This is a genomic window from Ruegeria sp. BA12 (genome assembly GCF_056539625.1).
The window spans coordinates 230003-253858 of the sequence record NZ_JBQFVF010000001.1 but is presented as its reverse complement, the minus strand read 5'-3'; the positions used below and the strand labels follow the sequence as shown (position 1 = coordinate 253858).

Below are 23856 nucleotides of genomic sequence, written 5' to 3'. Positions count from 1 at the left end.
TCGGCCATTGGTTATTTTGCGACCTCGGGACGGTCGGAATTTTGATTGACCCGCCAGCCAAGGTTTTCAATGGTGGCTAAAATGCAAACCCATGAGGCGCCGATGCAAACCATTCAGGAACCCGCCCGTCAAATTCCCGTCGTTCACAAAACCGACGTTCTAGTTGTGGGCTCCGGCCCCGCGGGGCTGGCCGCTGCCTTGGCGGCAGCGCGCGCAGGGGCCGAAGTGTCTCTGGTCGACCGCTTTGGCTGCATGGGTGGCAATATCACCGCCGTGGGTGTCGAAGGATTTGCTTGGTACCGCCATGAGAAAACCGTCGAAGCAGGCGGCATTGGTCTGGAATTTGAAACCCGCGCCCGGGACATGGGGGCAGCGGTGCCAGAAAGCCAGTCGCTCAGCTATGAGTTGGACAGCGAAGGGTTCAAACTGGTTGCTGACGAGCTGGTCGAAGAGGCCGGGGTGCATCCAATGTTGCACCGTCAATTCGTTGCTCCAATCATGGATGGTGACCGGATCACCGGCGTCATCACCGAATCCAAAGCTGGGCGTGAGGCGATTTTGGCCAAGGTAGTGATCGACGCCACCGGGGACGCGGATGTAGCCCATCGCGCAGGCGCGCCCACCTACAAGACCGCGCGCGAGGATATGATGGCCGCTTCGGTCATGTTCCATCTGGCAGGCGTCGACAAGCGCGCCTTTATGGAGGGCGTCAAGGCCGACCCGCAGACCTATAAGGACTGGGGCGGCGGTGGCGAGTGGAACATTGAAACCAGTGGCAAAGAGGACGACATGTTCTCACCCTTCGTCAAGAAACCGTTCCAGCAAGCCATCGAACAGGGTCTGATCCCACCGCATCTGAACACCATCGCCGGCACTTGGGGCGCGGTCCACGATACGGGTGAGCTGACTTATATGAACCTGATCCATATGGACGGGATAGACGGCACCGATCCCGATAGCCTGACCCGTGGCGAGATCGAGGGCCGTCGACAGTCAATGCTAGCCATCGAGGCGCTGCGCCGTTTCATGCCCGGCTGCGAAAACGCGCGTCTGCGGAATTTCGGCATGACCATCGGCATTCGCGACACCCGCAAGATCGATGCGATCTACAATATGACCGAGGACGACGCCCGGCATCAGGGTCGGTTCGAGGATACGATCGGCATCTATCCTGAATTCATCGACGGCTATGGCATCCTGATCCTGCCGACCACGGGCCGGTATATGCATGTGCCCTACCGTTCGATGCTGCCGAAAGGCGTTAAGGGTCTGCTGGTTGCAGGCCGGTCGCACGGGGCGGACAAGGTGGCCCATGCCGCCACCCGCAATATGTCCTGCTGTGCGGTCATGGGTCAGGGTGCCGGGATTGCAGCCGCCCTGTCTCTGAAGAGCAATCAGGACTTGCATGGGCTGAACCTAGCCCCGGTTCATGCTGAACTTGACCGCCAAGGCGTCAGGGTTCACTGATGGGTGGCATTCCCACTATAGACATCGCCCCGCTGTTTAATGCGTCCCATGCGGATTATGAGCAGACCGTTCAGCAGGTCATCAGCGCCTGCACTGACATCGGTTTTTTGTCGATCACCGGAACCGACATACCCACTGACACGGTTCAAAACATGCGCGCCTGTGTGCAGGCCATCTTTGACGTTGAAGAAGGTGCCAAGTGGGATCAGGCCATCACCCGCGACAATTATCGCGGGTTCATCCCGCTGGGGTTCTTCACCCCAAATGACGGGTCTGGCAAGGCGGACAAATACGAAGGCTACAAGTTACACCATGAGGTCGCCAGCGATGCGCCGATCCGCAACGATTGTGCCTTGTACGGCCCGAATGTCTGGCCGTCACAGGTGCCAGACGCTCGCGGAATGATCCTTGACTACTGGTCCCAACTCGACCGCGTTGCAGATGCCTTGCTGGGTGCGTTGGAAACAGGACTGGGCCTGCCCGCGCGCCAATTGCGGGACGCTTTCCGCGATCCCATGACCAACATGACTCTGCTGCACTATCCGCCTCAAGCCCCCGATGAGGGCGGCTATGGCATTCATCCCCACAAGGACACCGATGCCCTGACCATCATCGCCCCTGATCCCGTCGGCGGGCTTGAAGTGCAAACCCGCAACGGCGGCTGGATCAGCCCTGATTGCCCGCCGGGAGGATTTGTCGTCAATATCGGAGACATGCTGGAACTATGGTCCGGCGGGAGGCTGAAATCTACGCCGCATCGGGTGGTGAATCGCTCGGGACAGGAACGTTACTCGTTTCCTTATTTTGCCGTGCCCCGCCATGACGTGGTGGTTTCACCTCTGGTCGACCCCCTGCCCGGCTTTGATCGGCCTGCGGTACATTGCGGCCATTGGTCTGCGGAAATCTGGCGCACCAACTGGCCGGACGAGGCCGCCCATGACGCCACGCCTGAACTGGGCACGCTCAGCGATTAGCGCCCGGGAATTGTACGGGCGATGAAGCGCTTGCATCATGGGGCTTCATGCGCCAAGAACACTGGCAAGAGCCGAAAACAAGGGGACAGCCATGGCTTTGCCGGTGAAGGATCAGCTCAGGTACTGGGGCATAGCAGCTGTAGTTTTTGTGCTTCTATTGTGGGCACTTGGCGACGTTCTTTTGCCCTTTGTGATTGGCGGAGCAATCGCTTACTTCCTTGATCCAATTGCAGACCGGCTGGAAAACATGGGGCTGTCGCGAATGGCCGCAACTGGGATCATCACCATTGTCGGCGTTCTGGGATTTGTGCTGATGGTGCTGATGGTGGTGCCCGCGCTGATTACCCAGTTGATCGATCTGGTCGAAGTTATGCCCAGTCTGCTTAAAGAACTGCGCGGCTTCATCGAAAAACAATTCCCATCCCTGCTGGATACCGAATCCAGCTCTCACCAATTCCTTGTGTCGCTGGGCGAGACGTTGCAATCCAAAACTGGAGACGTTCTGCAATCCGTCGCCGCTTCGCTGGGATCAGCCATCAACGTGGTGGTTCTGCTTGTCATCGTGCCGGTGGTCGCCGTGTATCTGTTGTTAGATTGGGATCGTATGATAGCCCGCATAGGAGAGCTGCTACCTCGTGACCACGCCCCAACGATCAAGCGGCTGGCGGGTGAGATTGACGATGTTCTTGCCTCATTCGTCCGCGGCATGGGAACCGTCTGTCTGATCCTGGGCACCTACTACGCCGTTGCGCTGATGATCGTTGGTCTGCAATTCGGCCTGATCGTGGGCTTCATCGCAGGGCTCGTGACATTCATCCCCTATCTGGGTGCCCTGATTGGCGGCACGTTGGCTATCGGCCTTGCGCTGTTTCAGTTCTGGGGCGATTGGCTTCATATCGGCCTGGTGGCAGGCATCTTCGCGCTGGGACAGGTGACCGAGGGCAATTTCCTGACGCCCAAGCTGGTTGGCAGCTCGGTCGGGTTGCACCCTGTCTGGCTGCTGCTGGCCCTGTCCGTCTTTGGCGCGCTGTTCGGCTTTGTGGGTATGCTGGTTGCTGTTCCGGTTGCCGCAGCGCTGGGCGTGGTCGCCCGGTTCCTGACCTCAATCTATCTGGACAGCCGCCTGTATACCGGCCTCGACGGGTTGAAGCAGGAAGACGAATAAATGGCCCAACAACTCAGCTTTGATCTACCGGCCAAAACCGCACTGGGCCGCGGAGATTTTTTTGTCTCGCCCGCCAATGCGCTGGCCGTTGCGATGATCTCGGCGACGTCGTGGCCCGGCAACAAGCTGGTCCTCAGCGGCCCTGCCGGGTCTGGCAAAACGCATCTGGCCCATGTCTGGGCTGCCGAAACCGGCGGGCGGATCATTCAGGCCCGCGATGTGCGGTACGAAGACGTGCCCGCCTTGGCCAGCACTCCGATAGCGGTCGAAGATATTCCGATGGTCGCAGGCGACCTCGATCAGCAGAAAACCCTGTTTCACCTGCACAACTTGGTGCTGGCAGAAGGCCATGCGTTGTTGATGACCGGGCGGTTGGCGCCAAAGCTGTGGGAACTGCCACTGCCCGATCTGCAAAGCCGGATCGAAGGGGCGCATCACGTGGCGCTGGACCCACCGGACGATGCCCTTTTGGGGGCCGTTCTGGCCAAGCTGTTTGTCGACCGCCAACTGAATCCCGGACCAGACGTGATTGCCTATCTCGTCAAGCACATGGATCGGCGGTTCAAGACCGCAGCCGAGGTCGTAGCCCGGTTGGATCATCTGGCTTTGTCGGAAAAGCGGGAAATCACCCGCGCTCTTGCGATCCGGGTGCTAAACGCGGACATGACAGATGTCGCATCCGACAATTGACCCGCACACTGCGATTTCGCATTCTGCCACCCGAATATCTGGAATAGACATGGATCAGATTGCAGAAGCCAAAATCCCGGACTGGGGATCGTTCGGCAAGCCCTTGTTCGACAACCCCGAGGCCCGCGCCCTGTCGCGGGTGGGCGTGGTCGACGTTGGATCGAACTCGGTCCGGATGGTAATCTTTGACGGGGCCGCGCGATCCCCGGCTTATTTCTACAATGAAAAGATAATGTGCGAGCTGGGTGCGGGCCTGTCGGAATCCGGGTTCCTTAACCCGCGCGGGCGCAAGCGTGCGCTGTCCGCTTTGCGCCGGTTTCAGCAATTGGCCAATGATCTGGACCTACCGGGCCTGCATGTCGTGGCAACCGCTGCAGTGCGCGAAGCCAAGGATGGACCGGATTTTTGCAATCAGGTTCATTCGGAAACCGGTCTGACCGTTCAGGTCATAGACGGCGGCGAAGAGGCGCGCTTGTCCGCGCAGGGTGTGTTGCTGGGCTGGCCCGGGGCTTATGGCCTGATCTGCGACATTGGCGGTTCATCCATGGAACTGGCCGAGATTGGCGACGGTCAAGTCGGGCGCCGTCTGACCTCGGCCCTGGGGCCATTGAAACTACGCGATATCAAGGGCGGGCGGCGCGCGCGCAAGGCCCATATCAAGGCCACCATGGAAGAACTGCGGGATCAGCTGGGGCCGCAGCGGGATCGCCTGTTTTTGGTGGGCGGCAGCTGGCGTGCTTTTGCACGTCTGGACATGCTGCGCCGGGGTTATCCGCTGAACGTGCTGCATGAATACCGCATGACCACAAAGCAGGTCCGTGAGACCATAAAGTTCATCGAAAAAGGTGATCCGGATCAGCTGCGCAGTCAGGCGGGCGTGTCTAGTTCCCGCATGGCGCTGATCCCCTATGCGATGGACGTTCTGGCGCGGCTGATCCGCACTTTCAAACCAAAGGACATCGCGATCTCAAGCTATGGCATCCGCGAAGGGTTGCTGTACGAACAAATGCCGCAGATTCTGCGCGACCGTGACCCGTTGATCGAAGCCAGCTACTTCTCCGAAGCCAAAGATGCCCGTCTGCCCGGATTTGGCAAACACCTGTTTGATTTTGTCATGCCGTTGTTCAAATCCGCTCCAGAGGCACGCGTGCGCCTGATCAAGGCTGCCTGCCTGCTGCACGACGTCAGCTGGCGCGCCCATCCCGATTACCGGGCCGAGATTTGTTTCGACAATGTCACCCGCGCCAATCTGGGCGGATTGAAACATTCTGAACGGGTTTTTATCGGCCTTGCGCTGCAACACCGTTATCGCAATAAACGCGAGGGCAACCGGTTCGAGCCGCTTTACAAACTGCTGGACGAGAAAGATCAGAAACAGGCTGAAATTCTGGGCAAGGCCATGCGCTTTGGCGCCATGCTGTGGATGCACCACGATGTCAAAATGGGCACGCTGCGATTCTATCCCAAAAAGCGTCAGCTTGAACTGCGGCTGCCCAAAGCCGCAGAACCATTGTTCAGTGAGGTGGCCGAAGCGCGCCTGAATTCCTTGGCGAATGCCCTAAAGTCAGAGGTTCACGTCACTATCCGAGGTTAGATTTCCGTCGCTCCGTCGGCTTCTTCTTCGATTTGTTCGGGCTCTTCTGGTTGATCCTCAGGCTTTTTGCGGATGATGATATCCCCATTGGGCAATATCTCAGGCGCTTCATAGGCGCTCCAGTCCTCGATCTCACCCGCCAGTTCGGCCAGGGCTGGGCCCATCTCTTCAAAGAATGACTGCATTGCTGGGCCAAATTGGCTGACCAGCCCCTGCAAGTCTTCCAGCGCGGGTTCCATTTCCTTGCGCAAACCTTCAAAAAACAGTTCGGCCCCCTGCTCCATCAAGGATTTGCCGGTATCTTCCTCGGCCTGTGCGGGCAAGGCCAGCGCGACCGATAACGCGCAGATCGCAATGAGATGTTTCATGTCAAAGAATATAAGCAGAGCCTTCCGTCGATAAAAGGTCACAACGCGATATCCAGAGTAACGGGGAAGTGGTCGGACGCGGTCAACAAGGCCTGATGCAAGTCCTCTGACGCACGAAGGCCTGCGTCTTTGAAAGGGTGCCAGATACGCCACGCCGGACGATTGGCGCGCAGGTTTTCACTGACCATGATGTAGTCCAGCAGCGCCTCAAGATACCGCCCACCCTCGCGGGCAAACCGGGCGGTTGACGGCTCTGCGTCCGTCCCCGCGGCATGCGGGTCAAACAATCCGGCCTGCAGCAGAATTTCGACCGAGGATCGGCCAAACAGGTGTTCAAACTCATCCAGCCCCGGCCCATCGTTCAAATCGCCCAGCAGGATGACCTGTTCCTCGGCCTCGACATGCGCTTTGACACGCCGAGACAGCCACACGGCCTGCGCCAGTTGCTTGCGGCGATTCGCGATCGAGATGCGGATCGCCTCATCCCGCGATCCCGCCCCGTGCGGGGCCTTGGATTTCAGATGCGCCCCGATCAGGCGAAGCTGCGCGCCGGATCGGATCTGCACCGCCAGTTCCATCGGGGGTTTGGAAAAACGCACAAGATCCTCGGTCGCATCGATATCGAGGTCGATATGGAACACGTCGTCGAACCTGGGGGCCGCATCGTTGCCCGCAACCGGGTCGTGCCGCGCTTGCAGCACATTCGGATCGTAAAGCAGCGCCAGCTCTTGATGGGTATCGTTGGGAAACCCCATCACCGCGTGTGAGGTGCGCAGATCAAACGCCTCGGCAAAATTCTGCAAAGCACGGATGGTGTCCTGCGATTTCCCGGAATTGGGGGCTTCGACAATCAAAACTGCATCCGCGTCAATTGCCGTCAGAACCTTGGCGATGGCCTCAACCTGCTGCGCTTTGGTGACGTTGTGACGACCGGACCAGCGATCATTGACGACCAAATTATCATTGCGGTCGAACAGGTTGGCGAACCATTCAATATTGTAGGTCGCCAACCGCATTCGCCTACGCCTGTGCGCCGTTGATCTCGTCCCAGGCGCGGTTGATGTCGATCATCTTTTTCTCGGCCAGACGGATGGCTTCCTCGGGCACGCCGCGGGCCATCATCGCGTCGGGATGGGTATCACGAACAAGTTGCCGCCAAATCTTGCGGATTTCAGGCAGCGGCATGTCGTGCGGCACTCCCAACACGGTATAAGGGTCATTGGGTGCGTCAGGCACAAACCGCGCGCGCAAGGCCATGAACTGCGCGTCGGTCTGACCGAAAATGCGGCTGACCTGTTCCAGAAATTCGTTCTCGTTTGGGTGATAGAACCCGTCGGCCATGGCGATGTGAAACAGCCCCTCCATCAGGTCGCACAGCGTGGTGCTGTCATCGGCAAACATACGGGCAATCTTGCGGGCATAGTCCTGATAACCGGCAACGTCCGTCCGGGCCATGTCGAAAACACGTGCGGCACCGGCCTCATCATCGCGGGCAATCTGGAAGACATCGCGAAAGGCGGTGACCTCATCCCGCGTCACCTGCCCGTCAGCCTTTGCCATCTTCGCACCCAGCGCGATCACGGCAATTGCAAACGCAACCGAGCGTTCCGGCGGCGTGCGCAGTTTTTCAAATACGTCCGTAAGGCTTTCACCCTGGGCAAGCGCACTTAGCGCATCGGATATGCGGGTCCAGATCGACATGGGCGCACCCTAGCGTCCGAAATCGCGACTGTCAGGTACGACAGGTGGGTCAGAGGAAATAATTTTCTGCATCAGCACAAGATCCAACCGTTTGCCCCATTTGAATCCAACCTCTGGCATGTGCCCGACTTGCTTAAACCCCAGCGCCGCGTGGAATGCGACCGCCCCAGGATTCGCCGAGGAGATCCCGGCCACCAGCACATGCACACCTTCCACCCGGGCGGCGGTCTCAAGCGCCGCCATCAATGCCCTCCCACCCCCCTGCCCCCGCGCATCAGGGGCCAATTGGATTGTAAGCTCGCGGCACTGCGCGTAACCTGGCCCGGAGCGGTATGGGCCGTAGGTGGCAAAACCCACAACTTGCTTGCCTTTTCCCGCAACCCAATAGCCGTCCCCACGAGAAACGATATCCTTGGCGATGCTTTCGACGCTGCGCTCATCCGTGGTGAAGGTCACAAGCGTATCGCGGATGATCGTGTTGGTGATTTCCGCGATTGAGGCGGCGTCCGCGACCTTTGCGCGCCGTATTTTCATTCCAGCACGCGGGGGCCATGCGGGGTTTCGAACTCGGCCCGCAAGGCGGCCGGACCGGTATCGAACACCACGGTTTCCAGATTACCCAGCAACCGCGCCAGATCCAAAGCGTCAGGATGAAAAACCACCAAACGTCTCAGGCGGCATCCACTGCCTTGCAACATACGCGCCGGGTGTAGATCGCCGTGCCATTGAATGAGCGCAGGAAACAGATTGTCGAATGGCAGCCGCCCGTTGGGCGGGACCGCCATTTGCCACCTCAGCGCGCCTCGTGTCAGGTCAATTGGTTGGCCTACGCCATCTGGGAATATGGACAGTGCGGCCTGGATATCTGAGACCCGGCATATCCAGTTTGTTAGGCGCGGCTGGCCAGAAAATCGATCCAGATCGAACCACCGTGTGCGCTTTAGTTTTGGTGCCTGCGGATCAATCGCGATGGCCTCGAGATAGAGCTCTTCCCGCAAACCCAGTAACCGGTTGTGCGTGCCGAAAGCATCATGTTTACCGCCCGCCTGCAGTGGCACTCCCAATGCCTGTTCGATATGGGCCGAGGCTTCTTCCAATGTTTCGCCCGCAACGGCCAAATGATCCAGTAACACGTGCGCTGCCTCCAACAAAAAACGACCAGATCCCGATGGATCTGGTCGCATGTTTTCGCCAACGGCGGTGAATCACAAGATTTTTCGGCGAAAAATCTTGGCTGGCCTCAGCCTTTTGCTTCTCGGATCAGACGCAGGATATCCTGCGCGGCCTCGGGGATATTGGTTCCCGGACCAAAGATCGCCTTAACACCATGGTCATAAAGGAACTGATAATCCTGCTGCGGGATCACGCCGCCACAGATCACAATGATGTCCTCTGCCCCGGCTTTCTTGAGTTCCTCAACCAGTTGCGGCGCCAGTGTCTTGTGCCCCGCGGCTTGCGAGGAAATGCCAACCACATGCACATCGTTATCAACTGCGTCTTGCGCAGCTTCGGCAGGTGTTTGGAACAACGGGCCAACGTCCACGTCAAACCCGATATCGGCAAAGGCTGTGGCGATGACTTTGGCACCTCTGTCATGCCCGTCCTGCCCCATCTTGACCACCAGCAAACGGGGGCGACGGCCTTCGGCTTCGGCGAACTCCTCAATGGATTTCTGGATCGCAGCAAAGCCCTCATCACCTTCGTAAGCCGCGCCGTAGACACCGGCCAAAGTCTTCACCTCGGCGCGGTGGCGGCCGAATTCTTTCTCCATTGCCATGCTGATCTCTCCTACGGATGCGCGGGCGCGGGCGGCCTCGACCGCAGCAGCCAGCAGGTTGCCACCCTCGCGGGCGGTCTTGGTCAGTGCGTCCAGCGCTTGTTGGCACGCAGCTTCGTCGCGAGTGGCGCGAATGCGTTCCAGACGTGCCACCTGAGCCTCACGCACGGCGACATTGTCGACGTCCAGGATGTCGATCGGGTCTTCCTGTTCCTTGCGGTATTTGTTGACCCCGACGATAACCTCGTCACCCCGGTCGATCATCGCCTGACGACGGGCGGCGCTTTCTTCGATCCGCAGTTTCGGCATACCCGAGGCTACGGCCTTGGTCATACCGCCCATTTCCTCGACTTCTTCCATCAATGCCCAGGCCTTTTCGACCAGTTCATTGGTCAGGCTTTCGATGTAGTAGGACCCGGCAAGCGGATCGACCACATCGATCACGCCGGTTTCTTCCTGCAGTACCAACTGAGTATTCCGCGCTATGCGTGCCGAGAAATCGGTGGGCAGCGCAATCGCCTCGTCCAGCGCGTTGGTATGCAGCGATTGGGTACCGCCCAGAACCGCACTCATCGCCTCATAGGCGGTGCGGATCACGTTGTTGTAAGGGTCCTGCTCTTGAAGCGACACACCAGAAGTCTGGCAGTGGGTGCGCAGCATCTTCGACCGCTCGGATTTTGCTCCGAACTCGGTCATAACCCGGTGCCACAAGGTGCGTGCGGCACGCAGTTTGGCAATCTCCATGAAGAAGTTCATGCCTATGGCAAAGAAAAACGACAGGCGTCCAGCAAATTTGTCCACATCCATCCCGGCCTGCGTTGCGGCGCGTACGTATTCACGCCCGTCCGCCAAAGTATAGGCCAGCTCCTGCACCAAGTTCGCTCCGGCTTCCTGCATGTGATAGCCGGAGATCGAGATCGAATTGAATTTGGGCATCTCATTCGACGTGAATTCAATAATATCCGAGATGATCTTCATCGAAGGATCGGGCGGATAAATATATGTGTTGCGCACCATGAACTCTTTCAGAATGTCGTTCTGAATGGTGCCCGACAGGACGGATTTGTCGTGCCCCTGCTCTTCGCCCGCCACGATAAAGCTGGCAAGGATGGGGATCACCGCACCGTTCATCGTCATCGAAACCGAGACCTTGTCCAACGGGATGCCATCGAACAGGATTTTCATATCTTCAACGCTGTCGATGGCCACACCAGCCTTGCCGACATCACCAACCACGCGCGGGTGGTCACTGTCATAGCCCCGATGCGTCGCCAGATCGAAAGCAACCGAGACGCCCTGTTGGCCCGCAGCCAGATTGCGGCGGTAAAAAGCGTTCGATTCCTCGGCCGTCGAAAACCCGGCATACTGGCGAATTGTCCACGGCCGCCCCGCATACATCGTCGCCTTCACCCCGCGCGTAAACGGACCGAAACCGGGCAACGATCCCATATGCGGAAGATTTGCAGTGTCCTCCTGCGTATAGAGCGGTTTGACGTCGATGCCTTCCAACGTCTCTTTCGTCAGGTCCTCCAACGGACGCCCGCGCAGCTCTTTTTCGGCTAGCGCGCGCCAGTCTTTCGTATCGGTCATAGCGATATCCTTTTTTCAATTCGGGTCGCGCTGGGGCCTGGCCTGCGCGTTGTGGTGTTCGGACGGGTTGGTTCAGACAGCGCTTTACGCAAAATTTTGAACCTTTGATGCAATTCGCCGGTCGCATTCACCGACGCAGGGGCTATATTCAATTCAACAGGAGGCCCCATGATACGAACGCTTGCCCTTGTTTTCTCGGCACTATTCCCGCTGGCCGCCTTGGCTGCCGACGGGTCCGCACCGGTGGAAGACGAATTTGTTCGCCCTACTGGTGACAGCGATCTCAGTGAGTTTCTTTGGGTCAAACGGCCCATCGTCGTTTTTGCCGACACGCCAGCCGACCCGCGGTTCCAGCAACAGATCGATATGCTGACCGAAGGCGAGGCAGCGATGCGCGACCGTGATGTGGTCGTGCTGACCGACACCGACCCTTCGGCGCGGTCTCCGATCCGGTCGCAGCTGCGGCCTCGCGGGTTCCAAATGGTATTCGTAGACAAGGACGGCGTGGTCAAACTGCGCAAACCGTCCCCATGGAGCGTGCGTGAAATCGGCCGGTCCATCGACAAAACCCCCCTGCGCGAACGCGAGATTCGCGAGCGGCGCCAGGGCGGCTGAACGCATTCGCCACGCCCAAAGCACCCGGCGCAAAACGCCGGGACCATTTGGATATATGACGAACGCGCGGACATGATCACTCGAACTCGATGATCACGTCGTCCACGGCCAGACTGTCGCCGGGGCCTGCGTTGATCTTGGCTACCACGCCTTTCTTCTCGGCGCGCAGGATGTTTTCCATCTTCATCGCCTCGACCGTACAAAGCGCCTGACCTTCCTGAACCTCCTGACCTATTTCGACGTCGATCTTCACGATCAGTCCTGGCATCGGGCACAGCAGCATTTTCGAGGTATCAGGTGGCAACTTCTCGGGCATCAGTTTGGCCAGTTCTGCCTGACGCGGTGTACGGACATGAACTTTCAGGTCAGCACCTCGATTGCGAATACGGAAGCCGCCAGAGATTTTGCCGACCTTCAGAACAAGCGGAGCGCCGTCTACGTCTAGCAACGCAAGCTGATCGCCCGGTGTCCAATCTGATGCAACACGCATCACCGCACCGTCAGTGAACGTAACCGTTGACCCGTCATGATCCGCCTCGATGGCAAGTTCGAAATCCTGACCTTGCAGGGTAACGGTCCAATCGGTTCCGACCTTACGCTCGTGATTATCCATGCGGCCCGAAACACGGGTGCGGCGAATCTCAGCAACACGATGCATCGCCGCGCATGAGGCCGCGATGCGACGCAAGTCGGCCTCGGGCAAGATTACACCTTCAAACCCGTCGGGATATTCTTCGGCGATGAAGGCCGTTGTCATATCGCCGCTGACGAATTTCGGGTGATCCATCACTGCGGACAGGAACGGCAGGTTGTGACCGATGCCTTCGACCTCGAAACTGTCCAGCGCTACACGCATCGCCTCAATCGCGGCTTCACGGGTCGGAGCCCAGGTACACAGCTTGGCGATCATCGGGTCGTAATACATGCTGATCTCGCCGCCTTCATAGACGCCGGTATCGTTACGCACGGCGGCCTCACCATTGGGCGCGTCACCCTGCCACTTGCAGTTGTCCAACATCGGGCCAGCTGCGGTTTCCTGTGGCGGGCGATAGCGGGTCAGACGGCCAATCGACGGCAGGAAGTTGCGATACGGGTCTTCAGCATACAGACGGTTTTCGATGGCCCAGCCGGTCAGGGTCACGTCGTCCTGCGTGATGGATAACGGCTCACCCGCAGCAACGCGGATCATCTGTTCAACCAGATCGACACCGGTGATCAACTCGGTCACTGGGTGTTCCACCTGCAGGCGTGTGTTCATTTCAAGGAAGTAGAAGTTCTTGTCGCCATCCACGATAAATTCCACCGTACCCGCGCTGGCGTAGTTCACAGCCTTGGCCAGAGCGACAGCTTGTTCGCCCATCGCCTTGCGGGTTTCAGGGTCAAGGAAGGGCGACGGGGCTTCTTCCACCACTTTCTGGTTCCGACGCTGGATCGAACATTCACGCTCGCCCAGATAAATCCCGTTACCGTGGCTGTCGCACAGCACCTGAATTTCGATATGGCGCGGCTGGGTCACGAATTTCTCGATGAAAATCCGGTCATCGCCAAACGAATTCGCGGCCTCGTTCTTGGAGGACTGGAACCCTTCGCGCGCTTCTTCGTCGCTCCACGCGATCCGCATGCCTTTACCGCCGCCACCGGCGCTCGCTTTAATCATGACCGGATAACCGATTTCGTTCGAAATCTTTACTGCCTCATCCGCGTCTTCGATCAGGCCCATATAACCGGGAACAGTCGAAACACCCGCATCCTGCGCGATTTTCTTCGAGGTGATCTTGTCACCCATGCTTTCAATCGCACCAACCGGGGGACCCACAAAAGCCACGCCTTCGGCATCCAATGCCTCGGCGAATTTGGCGTTTTCAGACAGAAAACCGTAACCCGGATGCACCGCCTGCGCCCCGCTCTGGCGGATGGCATCCATCACCTTGTCGATCACAATATAGGACTGGTTCGCGGGCGGCGGGCCGATGTGTACGGCCTCATCCGCCATCGATACATGCAACGCTTGTCTGTCCGCGTCCGAGTATATGGCAACTGTGCCGATACCCATCTTGCGTGCAGTCTTGATGACCCGGCAGGCGATCTCACCCCGGTTGGCGATCAGGATCTTGTTGAACATGGAACGTCCTTTGTCTTGATGTTCTGGAAACGCAAAACGCCGCCGCAGGGCGTAAACCCTGCGACGGCGTGATGCGCAATGGCAACCGGAGCGGCGGGCGCCCCGAATTCTTGGTTAGTAACAGTTCTTCTGTGTTTTGCAGTACAGCACGTTGCCCGCAGCCCCGACTGCTGCGCCGACAAACGGATCCGCTCCGATGACCGCCGAACCCAGTGCCCCTGCGCCGCCGCCAAGCAACGCCTGTTCACCGAATGAGTCGCCGCAGGCAGCAAGGCCCGCGCAGGTCGCAACGGCCAGGAAGAATTTTGAGATTCGCATGTGTTCTGCCCCTTTAGCTTTCTTGATGCATTGGGGCGCAGATGCCGGAACCAAGCGCTGTTATTCAATAACAAGCGCTGGAAATGGATGTTTTGCGCAAATTTATGCCGCATCACGCCTGCATTGTGCGCAAAGAAAAACGCGGGCAGGATTTTGTGGGTTTCACAAACCTGCCCGCGGAAGGAAGGGGTACGGAATAGTAGGTGCTTGTGCGGCGCAGGCAAAGTAGAGCCGCACGGCCCGATCACATTGCACGGCACAAATGAGGCCGCAAACAAAGTATTGTTTCCACCCAAATTTCCGGCCAGAATTCGCCCATAAGGCGAATTCCCGCGCAAAATCGTGCCGACACCGGGTCGTCCCGACTGGAAAACGCCATCCTCTGAATCAGTCACACTTCCGTTACAATTCGCGCTTCCGAGGCAGTTTTCTGCATGTGCAACATCACGTCTCAGTTCGCTGTTCCCATTTGAAAAAGTCTTTGCGAACGTATGGTTGACAGATCTGTTCACTTTGCTGTGAAAAATATCGACTCTTTGCACAATTTTGCTTGAGGAAAACGGCGCTTTCTTTGCCGTTCTCGTGATTTCCCCCACTGACGTTTGCGTGAAACTTTGCGTGGGCACACTCGCACACAAGGAATCAACTGCATGATTACAAATAGAAAAAAGGCACTCTTGCTTGCTGCCTCTGCGCTTAGCGTCACGGGCACGCTCGCGCTCGCTCAAGATGCCGGAACCCAGGCTGAACTGGATGCGCTGCGCGCCCGCGTCGAGGCGCTGGAGACCGCAAATACCGGCTCTGGGGGCGGAGACGGAGACCTGAGGATCGGAAACACCACCTTGGATCTCTATGGCTACGTCAAGGCCGACTTTTTCTACGATACGGATTTTGAACTTGGCGATTTGGCCGATACGTCGCGGATTGGTGAGCCCCAATTTGCCACGGATGGAACCTTTGGCGCCACGGTTCGCCAATCTCGGGTCGGATTGCGCACGACGACGCCAAGTGCGTTGGGCGATATCGGTGGTCAACTGGAACTGGATCTTTTCTCCGGCGGTACGGACGGTCCGGCCGAATTGCGTCTGAGACACGCCAACATCACAATCGGTGACCACTGGTTGATCGGTCAGTACTGGACCAACTTCCAGCCGCTGGATACCTACCCGACCTCTGTGGAATTCAACGGCCCCGTTGGTATCCCCTTCGCGCGTGTCCCTCAGGTGCGCTTTACGAATAAGATTGGCGGCAACGCAACCTTTGCCCTTTCGGTTGAAGAAAATGTCGGCGCTTCGAATTCCGATGATCCGGTTCTGACGGCGTCGGCGGAATATAATGACGGGAAATACATCGCCCGAGCCTCGGCCTTGTACGGCAGGGCACAATCCGGTGATGTCGAAGTTGATCAAACCGGCTTTACTCTGTCGGCTGGTATCCGCCCCTGGGAAGGTGGTCTGTTTCAGGTTAACTACGTCGACGGCGAAGCGCTTGGCCCATATCTGATCGGCTTCGGGGACGCCATCGTCGGTGGAGAGGCCAACGACGTTGACGGCTTTACCGTCGAATTCCGGCAGCAAATTAGCGAAAAGTGGAATGTCGGCATTGCCTATGGCGAAGAAGATTACGACCTGCCCACCTCGACCGGAACTCTGGCTTTTACCGAGCTTGAGACAATCCACGTCAATGCCTTCTACAAGGCAACCGACGACCTGACGTTCAGCGCCGAATATTTCTTTGGCGAACGCAACGACGCGTCTACAGGCCGGACATTTGACTCGGACCGTGTACAATTCGCGGCCCAGCTGAATTTCTAGGCACACAAATCCACCCTGCCCGATCCTGGGCAGGGTTTTTTCCGAAGTTTCCCCCGAATGGATATGCGCGACAGCGGGTTGCACGGATCAGCGTATCCCGTCGAAGATATCGGGGAACGACATGCGCGCCGCGTCCACATCAATCACCAGCAGCGCATCATAGCTGGCCGGATCGAACGGATCCTCCGCCGCGATCACCTCACGCTCGAACAACCAGCTTAGGCGACCGGCGTCCAGGTTGCCACGCTCGAACGGCTGGTCTCCGAAATTCTGCCATAGCGCTTCCATAAACGCCGCATCCGCGCGGCGATCGGCGGGTTTGCGGTCACGGAACCGCTCGCGCCGGGCAATCGGGGTTACGCCCTTGGGATTGGCGCGGCGAATGGTGAACTGAAAATCAGTTCCGGCCAGACGTCCGGGGAATCCGCGGTGCTTCAACATGCCAGCACCTCGTTGTTCGATATATTCCGGGAAACAAACTTGCACCCGAGTGCAGACGGGATCATTTCGCGCACCTCCAAAGCCGCTATGGTGATCAGGAACGCTCGGACGTGGTGAAAACGGGGTTTCATGGTCAGAGCCCCTCCCAGATACATTGGGATTGCTCCAACCGGTAGGCTTCAAAATACTGAGTTGCATCAGGTGAAGATCGCCCGAATTCAAGGGGTCGATCAGAAAGCGATATCACGACCCGCGCCGGATCAAGCTCGTATTTCGCGACATAGGCCACCGCAAGGGTTTGGCACAGATGTTCCATGTCCACCGAGGCCACATCATACCCGATCCGTCCAACGTCCGATCCGATCTTGGGCGCGATAAAACGGAACCTGACCCACAGCTCGCCCGGGTTGTTGTCCAGCAGCACATCACTCAGATGCACCGGCTGACCAGAGGGGACAGGCAACAGGTTTTCGGATTGAGCGATTGCAGGGGAGGTCCATGCCAGAAACGCCAGTACAAAAGCGCGATCCCAGACCCACAAGTGGGCTCCTCTCTCCGGGATCGCGTGCGCATGGCTTTCGGCCCGCGCGTGTTTGTATCTGGTAAGACGTCTCATCTAGCAGCTTTGGCCTCAAAGTCAAACGTAACGAAAGTTACCCTTGCCACGACCGGCCCAAGGAGCATTCTGCAAAGGGCAGGTCATTCAGCGCAGTCCGTTACAGCGGAATGTTGTCGTGCTTTTTCCACGGGTTTTTCAGCTGCTTGTTGCGCAAGCTGGCAAACGCGCGCGACACTCGACGGCGGGTGGATTGCGGCATGATCACCTCGTCGATGAAACCGCGCTCAGCCGCAACAAAGGGGTTGGCAAAGCGATCTTCGTAGTCCTGCGTGTGCTGCGCGATCTTCTCGGCATCGCCCAGATCGGCACGGTGGATGATCTCAGTCGCGCCCTTGGCACCCATCACCGCGATTTCAGCTGTGGGCCAAGCATAGTTGAAATCGCCGCGCAGGTGCTTGGAGGCCATAACGTCATAGGCGCCACCATAGGCTTTGCGAGTAATCACGGTGACCTTTGGAACCGTCGCCTCACCATAGGCAAACAGCAGTTTGGCGCCGTGCTTGATCACCCCGCCATATTCCTGCGACGTCCCCGGCAGAAATCCGGGCACGTCCACCAGCGTCAGGATCGGGATTTCGAAACAGTCGCAGAACCGCACGAACCGTGCTGCCTTGCGCGAGCTGTCGATATCCAGACATCCGGCCAGAACCATCGGCTGGTTCGCCACGACACCCACAGTCTGTCCTTCCAACCGGATGAAACCAGTGATGATGTTCTTGGCGTAATCTTCCTGAATTTCGTAGAAATCGCCCTCATCCGCCACCTTGGTGATCAGCTCTTTCATGTCGTAGGGCGTGTTGGGATTGTCTGGGATCAGAGTATCCAGCGAGGTTTCAACCCGTTCGGGGCTGTCAAAGAACGGACGAACGGGCGGTTTCTCTTGGTTGTTTAGCGGCAGGAAATCGACCAGACGGCGCACCTCGGCCAGTGCTTCGACGTCGTTTTCAAACGCGCCATCAGCGACCGAGGACTTCTTGGTGTGGGTCGACGCACCACCCAGTTCCTCTGCCGTGACAACTTCGTTTGTCACGGTTTTCACCACATCGGGGCCGGTCACAAACATGTACGACGTGTCTTTGACCATAAAGATAAAGTCGGTCATCGCCGGGCTGTAAACCGCACCGCCCGCACATGGCCCCATGATCACGCTGATCTGAGGAACGACGCCCGAAGCCATGATGTTGCGCTGAAACACTTCGGCATAACCGGCCAGCGAAGCCACGCCTTCTTGGATTCGCGCACCCCCCGAGTCGTTGATTCCAATTACAGGCGCGCCGTTTTGGATTGCCATATCCATGATCTTGCAAATTTTCTGCGCATGGGTTTCCGACAGCGAACCACCAAACACGGTGAAGTCCTGACTAAACACATAGACCATGCGGCCATTGACTGTGCCCCAGCCTGTGACCACACCATCACCCGCAGGCTTTTGATTTTCCATCCCAAAATCAGTGCAACGATGGTTGACGAACATATCAAACTCTTCGAAACTGCCCTCATCCAACAACAGTTCGATCCGCTCGCGTGCTGTCAACTTACCGCGGCCGTGCTGCGCGTCGATACGCTTTTGCCCACCCCCAAGACGGGCGTCGTTGCGGCGGTCTTCAAGCTCAGTCAGGATGTCTTTCATGGCGCTAATTCCCTGTGAAATTTAGGCGGACACTATACGCACGGATGCCGTTGCCAAAGTACATTTCGGCAAATTTGCAAACCTTTGGCAACAAAGTTATGGAAAACTGTAAAATTGCTAAGTTTCATACTGAAACACCGTCTTGGATAGCATTCCCTGAAACGGTCATTATACCTGTGAACCATGCAGTTTAGTTCGCCTATGGCGCGTCGGTCGCCACCCACCATTTTCACGCTGGTTTTGCTGTCGGGGCTGTCCGCCCTCAGCCTGAACCTGTTCTTGCCCAGCCTCCCAAATATGGCGCTGCATTTTCAGACCGACTACAAGGTCATGCAACTGTCCATCGCGCTGTACCTGCTGGTCAATGCGGTGCTGCAGGTACTGATCGGCCCGATTGCGGATAAAGCGGGGCGTCGCCCGGTTTTACTATGGGGGTTGGCTCTGTTTCTGATCGCCACGCTGGGCTGTATCTATGCGCCGACGGCCGAGGTTTTTCTAGCCTTTCGAATGTGCCAGGCCATCGTGGTGGTCGGCATGGTGCTGAGCCGAGCAGCCGTCCGGGATCTTTATGATCAGGATCAGGCGGCCTCGATGATCGGCTATGTGACCATGGGCATGGCCATCGTACCGATGATCGGCCCTGCCATCGGCGGCCTGCTTGAGGAAAGCTTTGGGTGGAAAGCTAATTTCTGGCTGCCTTTCGGCCTGGGCGCTTTGACGCTGGCCTTGACCTTTGTCGACTTTGGGGAAACCTCCGCCAAAAGCGGTAAAACGCTGGTACAGCAATTCCGAGAGTATCCAGAGCTGCTGCGCTCACCTCGGTTCTGGGGCTATTCCTTGTCCTCTGCCCTGTCTTCGGGCGCGTTTTTTGCCTATCTGGGCGGCGCGCCCTTCATCGGTACGGAATTGTTCGGCCTCAGTGCCGCACAGGTCGGCATCTATTTCGGCGCTCCTGCTGTCGGGTATTTTGTCGGCAATTTTCTCAGCGGTCGATACTCGGTCAGATTTGGCGTGAACCGGATGGTATACTGGGGATGTTGGCTGAACGCGATGGGTGTTGCCTTGTCGGCCATCCTGTTTCTGGCAGGTTTTGGCACCGCGCTCAGCTTCTTTGGCCTCATGACCTTTGTGGGCCTTGGCAACGGCATGACGATCCCCAACGCGACCTCGGGCGCCCTGTCGGTTCGTCCGCATCTGGCCGCCACCGCCTCGGGCCTCAGTGGCGCGATCATGCTGGGCGGTGGCGCGGGCCTCAGCGCCCTGGCCGGGACGCTGCTGACCCATGAAACCGGCGCCATGCCCCTGCTTTGGCTGATGCTGGCAACATCGGCGCTGGCGATCTGCGCGATTGCGTCCGTCATCCGACGCGAGAGGCAACTGGGCTTGTAACACAGCTTGCACCGCATGGTTTGCAAAGTTAGCTTGCCACAACGGAAAAGTTGCAAAGAAACGCCATGGCCACTCAAAAGCTATATGCCGGTGCGAAACTGCGCGAAATGCGCACGCGCCTGACCCTGACGCAAAAGGAATTCGCCACCAAATTGGGCGTCTCTTTGCCCTACTTAAACCAGATGGAGAATAATAACCGGCCGATCTCGACCACAGTTGTTCTGGCTCTGGCACAGGAATTCGGTATGGATGTGACCGAGCTGAGCACCGGCGACAGCGAGCGTCTGGTCTCGGACATGCGCGAGGCTTTGGCCGACCCGGTTTTCGATGACGCCATACCACCACTGGCCGATCTGCGCCTGACGGCCTCGAACGCTCCTGCACTGGCGCGCGCGTTCATTGCACTGCACCGCACCTATCGCCAAACCCACGAACGGCTCGCTTCGCTGGACGAAGCTTTGGGTCGCGAGGACGCGCAGATTCAGGCCAGCCCCTGGGAAGAGGTGCGTGACTTTTTCCATTATTGCGACAACTACATCGACGCGGTCGACCGCGCGGCCGAACATTTTTCGACCCGCGCTGGTAAGGCCGATGGCATAAGGGCGGAAGCGATCAACAGTCTTAATGAGCGCGACATTCGGGTTCAATTTGTCGATATCCCCGAAACACGGAAATACGACGCTGACAGCAAGACACTGCAACTCTCGTCCCGTATCGCGCCGCAAACACAAGTGTTTCAACTGCTGCTGCAGTTGGCGCTTATCAGCCAGGACAAACTGCTCGAAGCCACCCTGGACTTCGCCAAGTTCCAAAGCGAGGAAGCCCGCGCCATCGCCAAGATCGGTTTGGCCAACTATTTCGCCGGGGCGTCCTTGATGCCTTACGACGCCTTTCTGACCGCAGCGCAGGATTATCGCCACGATCTGGAACTGCTCAGCAACCGGTTCGGCGCGTCAATCGAACAAGTGGCACACCGGCTTTCGACACTGCAACGCCCCGGTGCCAAAGGCATCCCGTTCTTCTTTGTCCGCGTTGATCAGGCTGGTACGATTACCAAACGCCATTCGGCCACTCGCCTGCAATTTGCACGTTTCGGCGGTGCCTGCCCACTGTGGAACGTCCACCGTGCTTTTGAAACGCCCGGCCATTTCCTGCGGCAACTGGCGGAAACACCCGACGGCGTGCGCTATATCTCTCTGGCTAGGGATGTTTCGAAATCGGGCGGTTCCTATGGCGCGCCGGTGCGTCGCTATGCCATCGCGCTTGGTTGCGAAATCCGCCACGCCGAAGCGCTGGTCTATGCCGACAATCTCGACATCAATAACGCCAGCGCCTATGAGCCCATCGGCATCTCGTGCCGTATCTGCGAACGGCAAACCTGCCACCAACGCTCGGTCCCGCCGCTGGAACGCCGCCTGTCGATCGACGCCCACACCCGTGGAACCCTGCCATATAAGGTCACCTGATCTTCACCTGGCCTGAAAATACTTCGGGGGAGTCGCGGCCTGCGGCGACGGGGGCATCGCCCCCGCCTTAAGGTTTAGGCTTTCGACAAGATCGCCCAGATCTCATCCTTGAGCGCCGCGCGCTTCTTGCGCATTTCACCCTCGGTCAGATCTTCGACTGGTTCGATGTTGGTCTCGGCCCGATGCACGATGCGGTTGATCTCGTGATACTCATCCGCCAGCCGGGCAAAATGTGCATCCGATTGCTTGAGCTGGCTCATCAGCTCGACCTTGTCCGGAAACTCTTCGGCCAGTTCATGCGGGGTGTGGGACATTCCTGTTCGCTCCTCAAAATATGTCGTTGCGATTCAGGTCTATACGTCTTTTCCACACCCTGCTTTGACGCGGATCAAATCACCGCTGCGCTGTTGCCCATGCCGGATGAATCCACGGACGGTCATTGGCTTTCGGCAGGGCTTCTTTACCCAACAGATGATCCGACATTTTCTCACCCACCATGATCGACGGCGCGTTGAGGTTGCCGTTGGTGATCTGCGGAAAGATCGAGCTGTCGGCGACGCGCAGGCCGTCCACACCAATTACACGACCCTCAGGATCGACCACCGCATTCTTGTCATCGGCCCGACCCATGCGACAGGTGCCGCAGGGGTGATAGGCGCTTTCGGCATGTTCGGCGATGAAGCCATTCAGCTCTTCGTCTGTCTGCACGTCGGCACCCGGCTGGATTTCCTTGCCCGCATAGGGTTTGAACGCATCTTGCCCGAAAATCTCGCGGGTCAGGCGGATACATTTGCGGAAGTCCTCCCAATCCGTTTCGTGGCTCATGTAGTTGAACCGGATCACCGGCGCGTCCTCGGGCTTGTTCGAACGCAGCGTGACAGCCCCGCGCGAAGGCGAACGCATCGGCCCTACATGCGCCTGAAAGCCATGCCCCTCGGCCGCCGCCTGCCCGTCATACCGGACAGCAATCGGCAGGAAGTGATACTGGATGTCCGGGTATTCGACACCGGGGTTCGACCGGATGAAGGCCGCGCTTTCGAACTGGTTCGACGCGCCAAGGCCGGTTTTGGTAAACAGCCACTGCGCCCCGATCAAGCCCTTGCTGATTAGGTTCCAGTGCTTATACAGCGTGATCGGCTGCAGCGAAGCCTGTTGGATATAAAGCTCCAGATGGTCCTGCAAATTCGCCCCCACACCGGGGCGATCAGCGACAACTTCGATCCCATGTTCGGCCAGATGTGCCGCCGGACCAATGCCCGACAACATCAGCAGCTTGGGCGAGTTGATCGAGGATGCGGCCAACACCACCTCGCGCCGCGCACGGATAATTTCCTTTTTACCACCACGCACCAGCTCAACACCCGTCGCACGGCCGTTCTCTATCACCACGCGCGCGGCCAGCCCGCGCACGATATCGCAGTTTTCACGATTGAGCGAAGGCTTCAGGTAAGCATTCGCAGCCGACCAGCGCCGCCCTTTCCAGACGGTCTGCTCCATCGGGCCAAAGCCTTCCTGTTTTTCGCCGTTATAATCTCCAGTAACTTCATAGCCAGCTTGCTGACCAGCATCGACAAAGGCCTGAAACAGCGGATTTTCACGGGGACCGCGCGAAACATGCAGCGGCCCATCAGTGCCGCGCCATTCAGGATCACCACCATGGCCACCATCATGCCAGGTCTCCATACGCTTGTAGTAGGGCAGCACATCCGAATAGGACCAGCCATCAGCCCCCATCTCGGCCCAGGTATCAAAGTCACGCGCATGACCTCGCACATAAACCATGCCGTTGATCGAGGATGACCCACCGATCACCTTGCCACGCGGACAGGCCAGACGGCGGTTATTCAGGTGCGGCTCGGGTTCAGAATGATAGCCCCAGTCATAGCGCGACATATTCATCGGATAGCTCAGCGCCGCGGGCATCTGGATGAACGGACCGGCATCGGTGCCACCATGTTCGATCACCAGAACCGAGGCCCCAGCCTCGCTGAGGCGATAAGCCATCGCGCATCCTGCGGATCCTGCGCCAACGATGACGAAATCTGCTTCCATTATTTGGTCTCCATGCCCCGCCGAACCAAGTTGCGAATTTTCGGCGAGGAATCTTCGATTAGGT

The 23856-nt window shown here is 58.1% G+C and carries 22 protein-coding genes; 9 read left to right on the top strand and 13 right to left on the bottom strand.

Going from position 1 to position 23856, the window contains the following annotated elements:
- The first annotated feature begins 102 nt into the window (after positions 1 to 102).
- From ACR0B0_RS01240 to ACR0B0_RS01220, 5 genes are all read left to right on the top strand, one after another.
- Positions 103 to 1467, top strand: coding sequence for an FAD-dependent oxidoreductase (locus ACR0B0_RS01240; RefSeq protein WP_480646748.1), 1365 nt, complete (start codon positions 103 to 105; stop codon positions 1465 to 1467).
- Positions 1467 to 2441: an isopenicillin N synthase family dioxygenase gene (locus ACR0B0_RS01235; RefSeq protein WP_170347994.1), complete on the top strand. Its 975-nt coding sequence runs from the start codon at positions 1467 to 1469 to the stop codon at positions 2439 to 2441. Before ACR0B0_RS01240 ends, ACR0B0_RS01235 begins: the two co-directional genes overlap by 1 nt.
- Before the next feature lie 91 nt (positions 2442 to 2532).
- Positions 2533 to 3606, top strand: a complete 1074-nt coding sequence (locus ACR0B0_RS01230) for an AI-2E family transporter (protein ID WP_170347993.1) — start codon at positions 2533 to 2535, stop codon at positions 3604 to 3606.
- A complete protein-coding gene (locus ACR0B0_RS01225; RefSeq protein ID WP_170347992.1) occupies positions 3607 to 4296 on the top strand; it encodes an HdaA/DnaA family protein in 690 nt (229 codons plus the stop codon).
- Positions 4297 to 4345: 49 nt separating this feature from the next.
- Positions 4346 to 5890 carry a Ppx/GppA family phosphatase gene (locus tag ACR0B0_RS01220; RefSeq protein WP_170347991.1) on the top strand — a complete coding sequence of 515 codons (1545 nt, stop codon included), beginning with the start codon at positions 4346 to 4348 and terminating at the stop codon, positions 5888 to 5890.
- Here the strand turns inward: ACR0B0_RS01220 and ACR0B0_RS01215 are convergent.
- The 6 genes from ACR0B0_RS01215 to scpA all read right to left on the bottom strand — a co-directional run bounded on the left by ACR0B0_RS01215 (position 5887) and on the right by scpA (position 11326).
- On the bottom strand, positions 5887 to 6258 hold the full coding sequence (locus ACR0B0_RS01215) for a hypothetical protein (RefSeq protein ID WP_170347990.1): 372 nt from the start codon (positions 6256 to 6258) through the stop codon (positions 5887 to 5889). The genes ACR0B0_RS01220 and ACR0B0_RS01215 overlap by 4 nt on opposite strands.
- 38 nt (positions 6259 to 6296) lie before the next feature.
- Positions 6297 to 7274, bottom strand: coding sequence for an endonuclease/exonuclease/phosphatase family protein (locus tag ACR0B0_RS01210; protein WP_170347989.1), 978 nt, complete (start codon positions 7272 to 7274; stop codon positions 6297 to 6299).
- 4 nt (positions 7275 to 7278) lie between these two features.
- On the bottom strand, positions 7279 to 7959 hold the full coding sequence (locus tag ACR0B0_RS01205; protein WP_170347988.1) for a molecular chaperone DjiA: 681 nt from the start codon (positions 7957 to 7959) through the stop codon (positions 7279 to 7281).
- Positions 7960 to 7968: 9 nt separating this feature from the next.
- Positions 7969 to 8493 carry an N-acetyltransferase family protein gene (locus tag ACR0B0_RS01200; protein ID WP_480646096.1) on the bottom strand — a complete coding sequence of 175 codons (525 nt, stop codon included), beginning with the start codon at positions 8491 to 8493 and terminating at the stop codon, positions 7969 to 7971.
- Positions 8490 to 9092 (bottom strand): VOC family protein, encoded by a 603-nt coding sequence (locus ACR0B0_RS01195; RefSeq protein ID WP_480646094.1) that lies wholly within the window; start codon positions 9090 to 9092, stop codon positions 8490 to 8492. Before ACR0B0_RS01195 ends, ACR0B0_RS01200 begins: the two co-directional genes overlap by 4 nt.
- Positions 9093 to 9199: 107 nt before the next feature.
- Positions 9200 to 11326, bottom strand: coding sequence for a methylmalonyl-CoA mutase (gene scpA / locus ACR0B0_RS01190; protein ID WP_170347985.1), 2127 nt, complete (start codon positions 11324 to 11326; stop codon positions 9200 to 9202).
- A gap of 168 nt (positions 11327 to 11494) precedes the next feature.
- On the opposite strand from scpA, the gene ACR0B0_RS01185 reads away from it, so the two are divergent.
- The gene (locus tag ACR0B0_RS01185; protein ID WP_170347984.1) at positions 11495 to 11941 is read left to right on the top strand and encodes a DUF4174 domain-containing protein; all 447 of its coding nucleotides are present in this window, start codon (positions 11495 to 11497) and stop codon (positions 11939 to 11941) included.
- Positions 11942 to 12017: 76 nt separating this feature from the next.
- Here the strand turns inward: ACR0B0_RS01185 and ACR0B0_RS01180 are convergent, their stop codons facing one another.
- Positions 12018 to 14063 carry an acetyl-CoA carboxylase biotin carboxylase subunit gene (locus ACR0B0_RS01180; protein ID WP_480646092.1) on the bottom strand — a complete coding sequence of 682 codons (2046 nt, stop codon included), beginning with the start codon at positions 14061 to 14063 and terminating at the stop codon, positions 12018 to 12020.
- A 114-nt stretch (positions 14064 to 14177) separates the two neighbouring features.
- Entirely contained in the window at positions 14178 to 14381 is a 204-nt protein-coding gene (locus tag ACR0B0_RS01175) for a hypothetical protein (RefSeq protein ID WP_170347982.1), read from the bottom strand.
- A 650-nt stretch (positions 14382 to 15031) separates the two neighbouring features.
- Between ACR0B0_RS01175 and ACR0B0_RS01170 the strand changes: the two genes are divergently transcribed.
- Entirely contained in the window at positions 15032 to 16195 is a 1164-nt protein-coding gene (locus ACR0B0_RS01170) for a DcaP family trimeric outer membrane transporter (RefSeq protein WP_170409074.1), read from the top strand.
- Between the two features lie 87 nt (positions 16196 to 16282).
- Here ACR0B0_RS01170 and ACR0B0_RS01165 read toward each other — a convergent pair whose 3' ends face one another.
- The 3 genes from ACR0B0_RS01165 to ACR0B0_RS01155 form a co-directional block, all read right to left on the bottom strand.
- A complete protein-coding gene (locus tag ACR0B0_RS01165) occupies positions 16283 to 16636 on the bottom strand; it encodes an alpha-amylase family protein (protein WP_170347980.1) in 354 nt (117 codons plus the stop codon).
- A 133-nt stretch (positions 16637 to 16769) separates the two neighbouring features.
- Positions 16770 to 17252, bottom strand: a complete 483-nt coding sequence (locus ACR0B0_RS01160; RefSeq protein ID WP_480646090.1) for a DUF6497 family protein — start codon at positions 17250 to 17252, stop codon at positions 16770 to 16772.
- Positions 17253 to 17352: 100 nt separating this feature from the next.
- Positions 17353 to 18885, bottom strand: coding sequence for an acyl-CoA carboxylase subunit beta (locus ACR0B0_RS01155; protein ID WP_170347979.1), 1533 nt, complete (start codon positions 18883 to 18885; stop codon positions 17353 to 17355).
- Between the two features lie 183 nt (positions 18886 to 19068).
- Here ACR0B0_RS01155 and ACR0B0_RS01150 point away from each other — a divergent pair, with 183 nt between their 5' ends.
- Positions 19069 to 20274 (top strand): multidrug effflux MFS transporter, encoded by a 1206-nt coding sequence (locus tag ACR0B0_RS01150; RefSeq protein ID WP_170347978.1) that lies wholly within the window; start codon positions 19069 to 19071, stop codon positions 20272 to 20274.
- A 65-nt stretch (positions 20275 to 20339) separates the two neighbouring features.
- On the top strand, positions 20340 to 21740 hold the full coding sequence (locus tag ACR0B0_RS01145) for a helix-turn-helix domain-containing protein (RefSeq protein ID WP_170347977.1): 1401 nt from the start codon (positions 20340 to 20342) through the stop codon (positions 21738 to 21740).
- Between the two features lie 74 nt (positions 21741 to 21814).
- Here the strand turns inward: ACR0B0_RS01145 and ACR0B0_RS01140 are convergent, their stop codons facing one another.
- Positions 21815 to 22054, bottom strand: coding sequence for an HP1242/YdcH family protein (locus ACR0B0_RS01140; RefSeq protein ID WP_170347976.1), 240 nt, complete (start codon positions 22052 to 22054; stop codon positions 21815 to 21817).
- 79 nt (positions 22055 to 22133) lie between these two features.
- Complete coding sequence (gene betA / locus ACR0B0_RS01135; protein ID WP_170347975.1) at positions 22134 to 23792, bottom strand: choline dehydrogenase; 1659 nt, start codon at positions 23790 to 23792, stop codon at positions 22134 to 22136.
- Positions 23793 to 23856 lie beyond the last annotated feature (64 nt).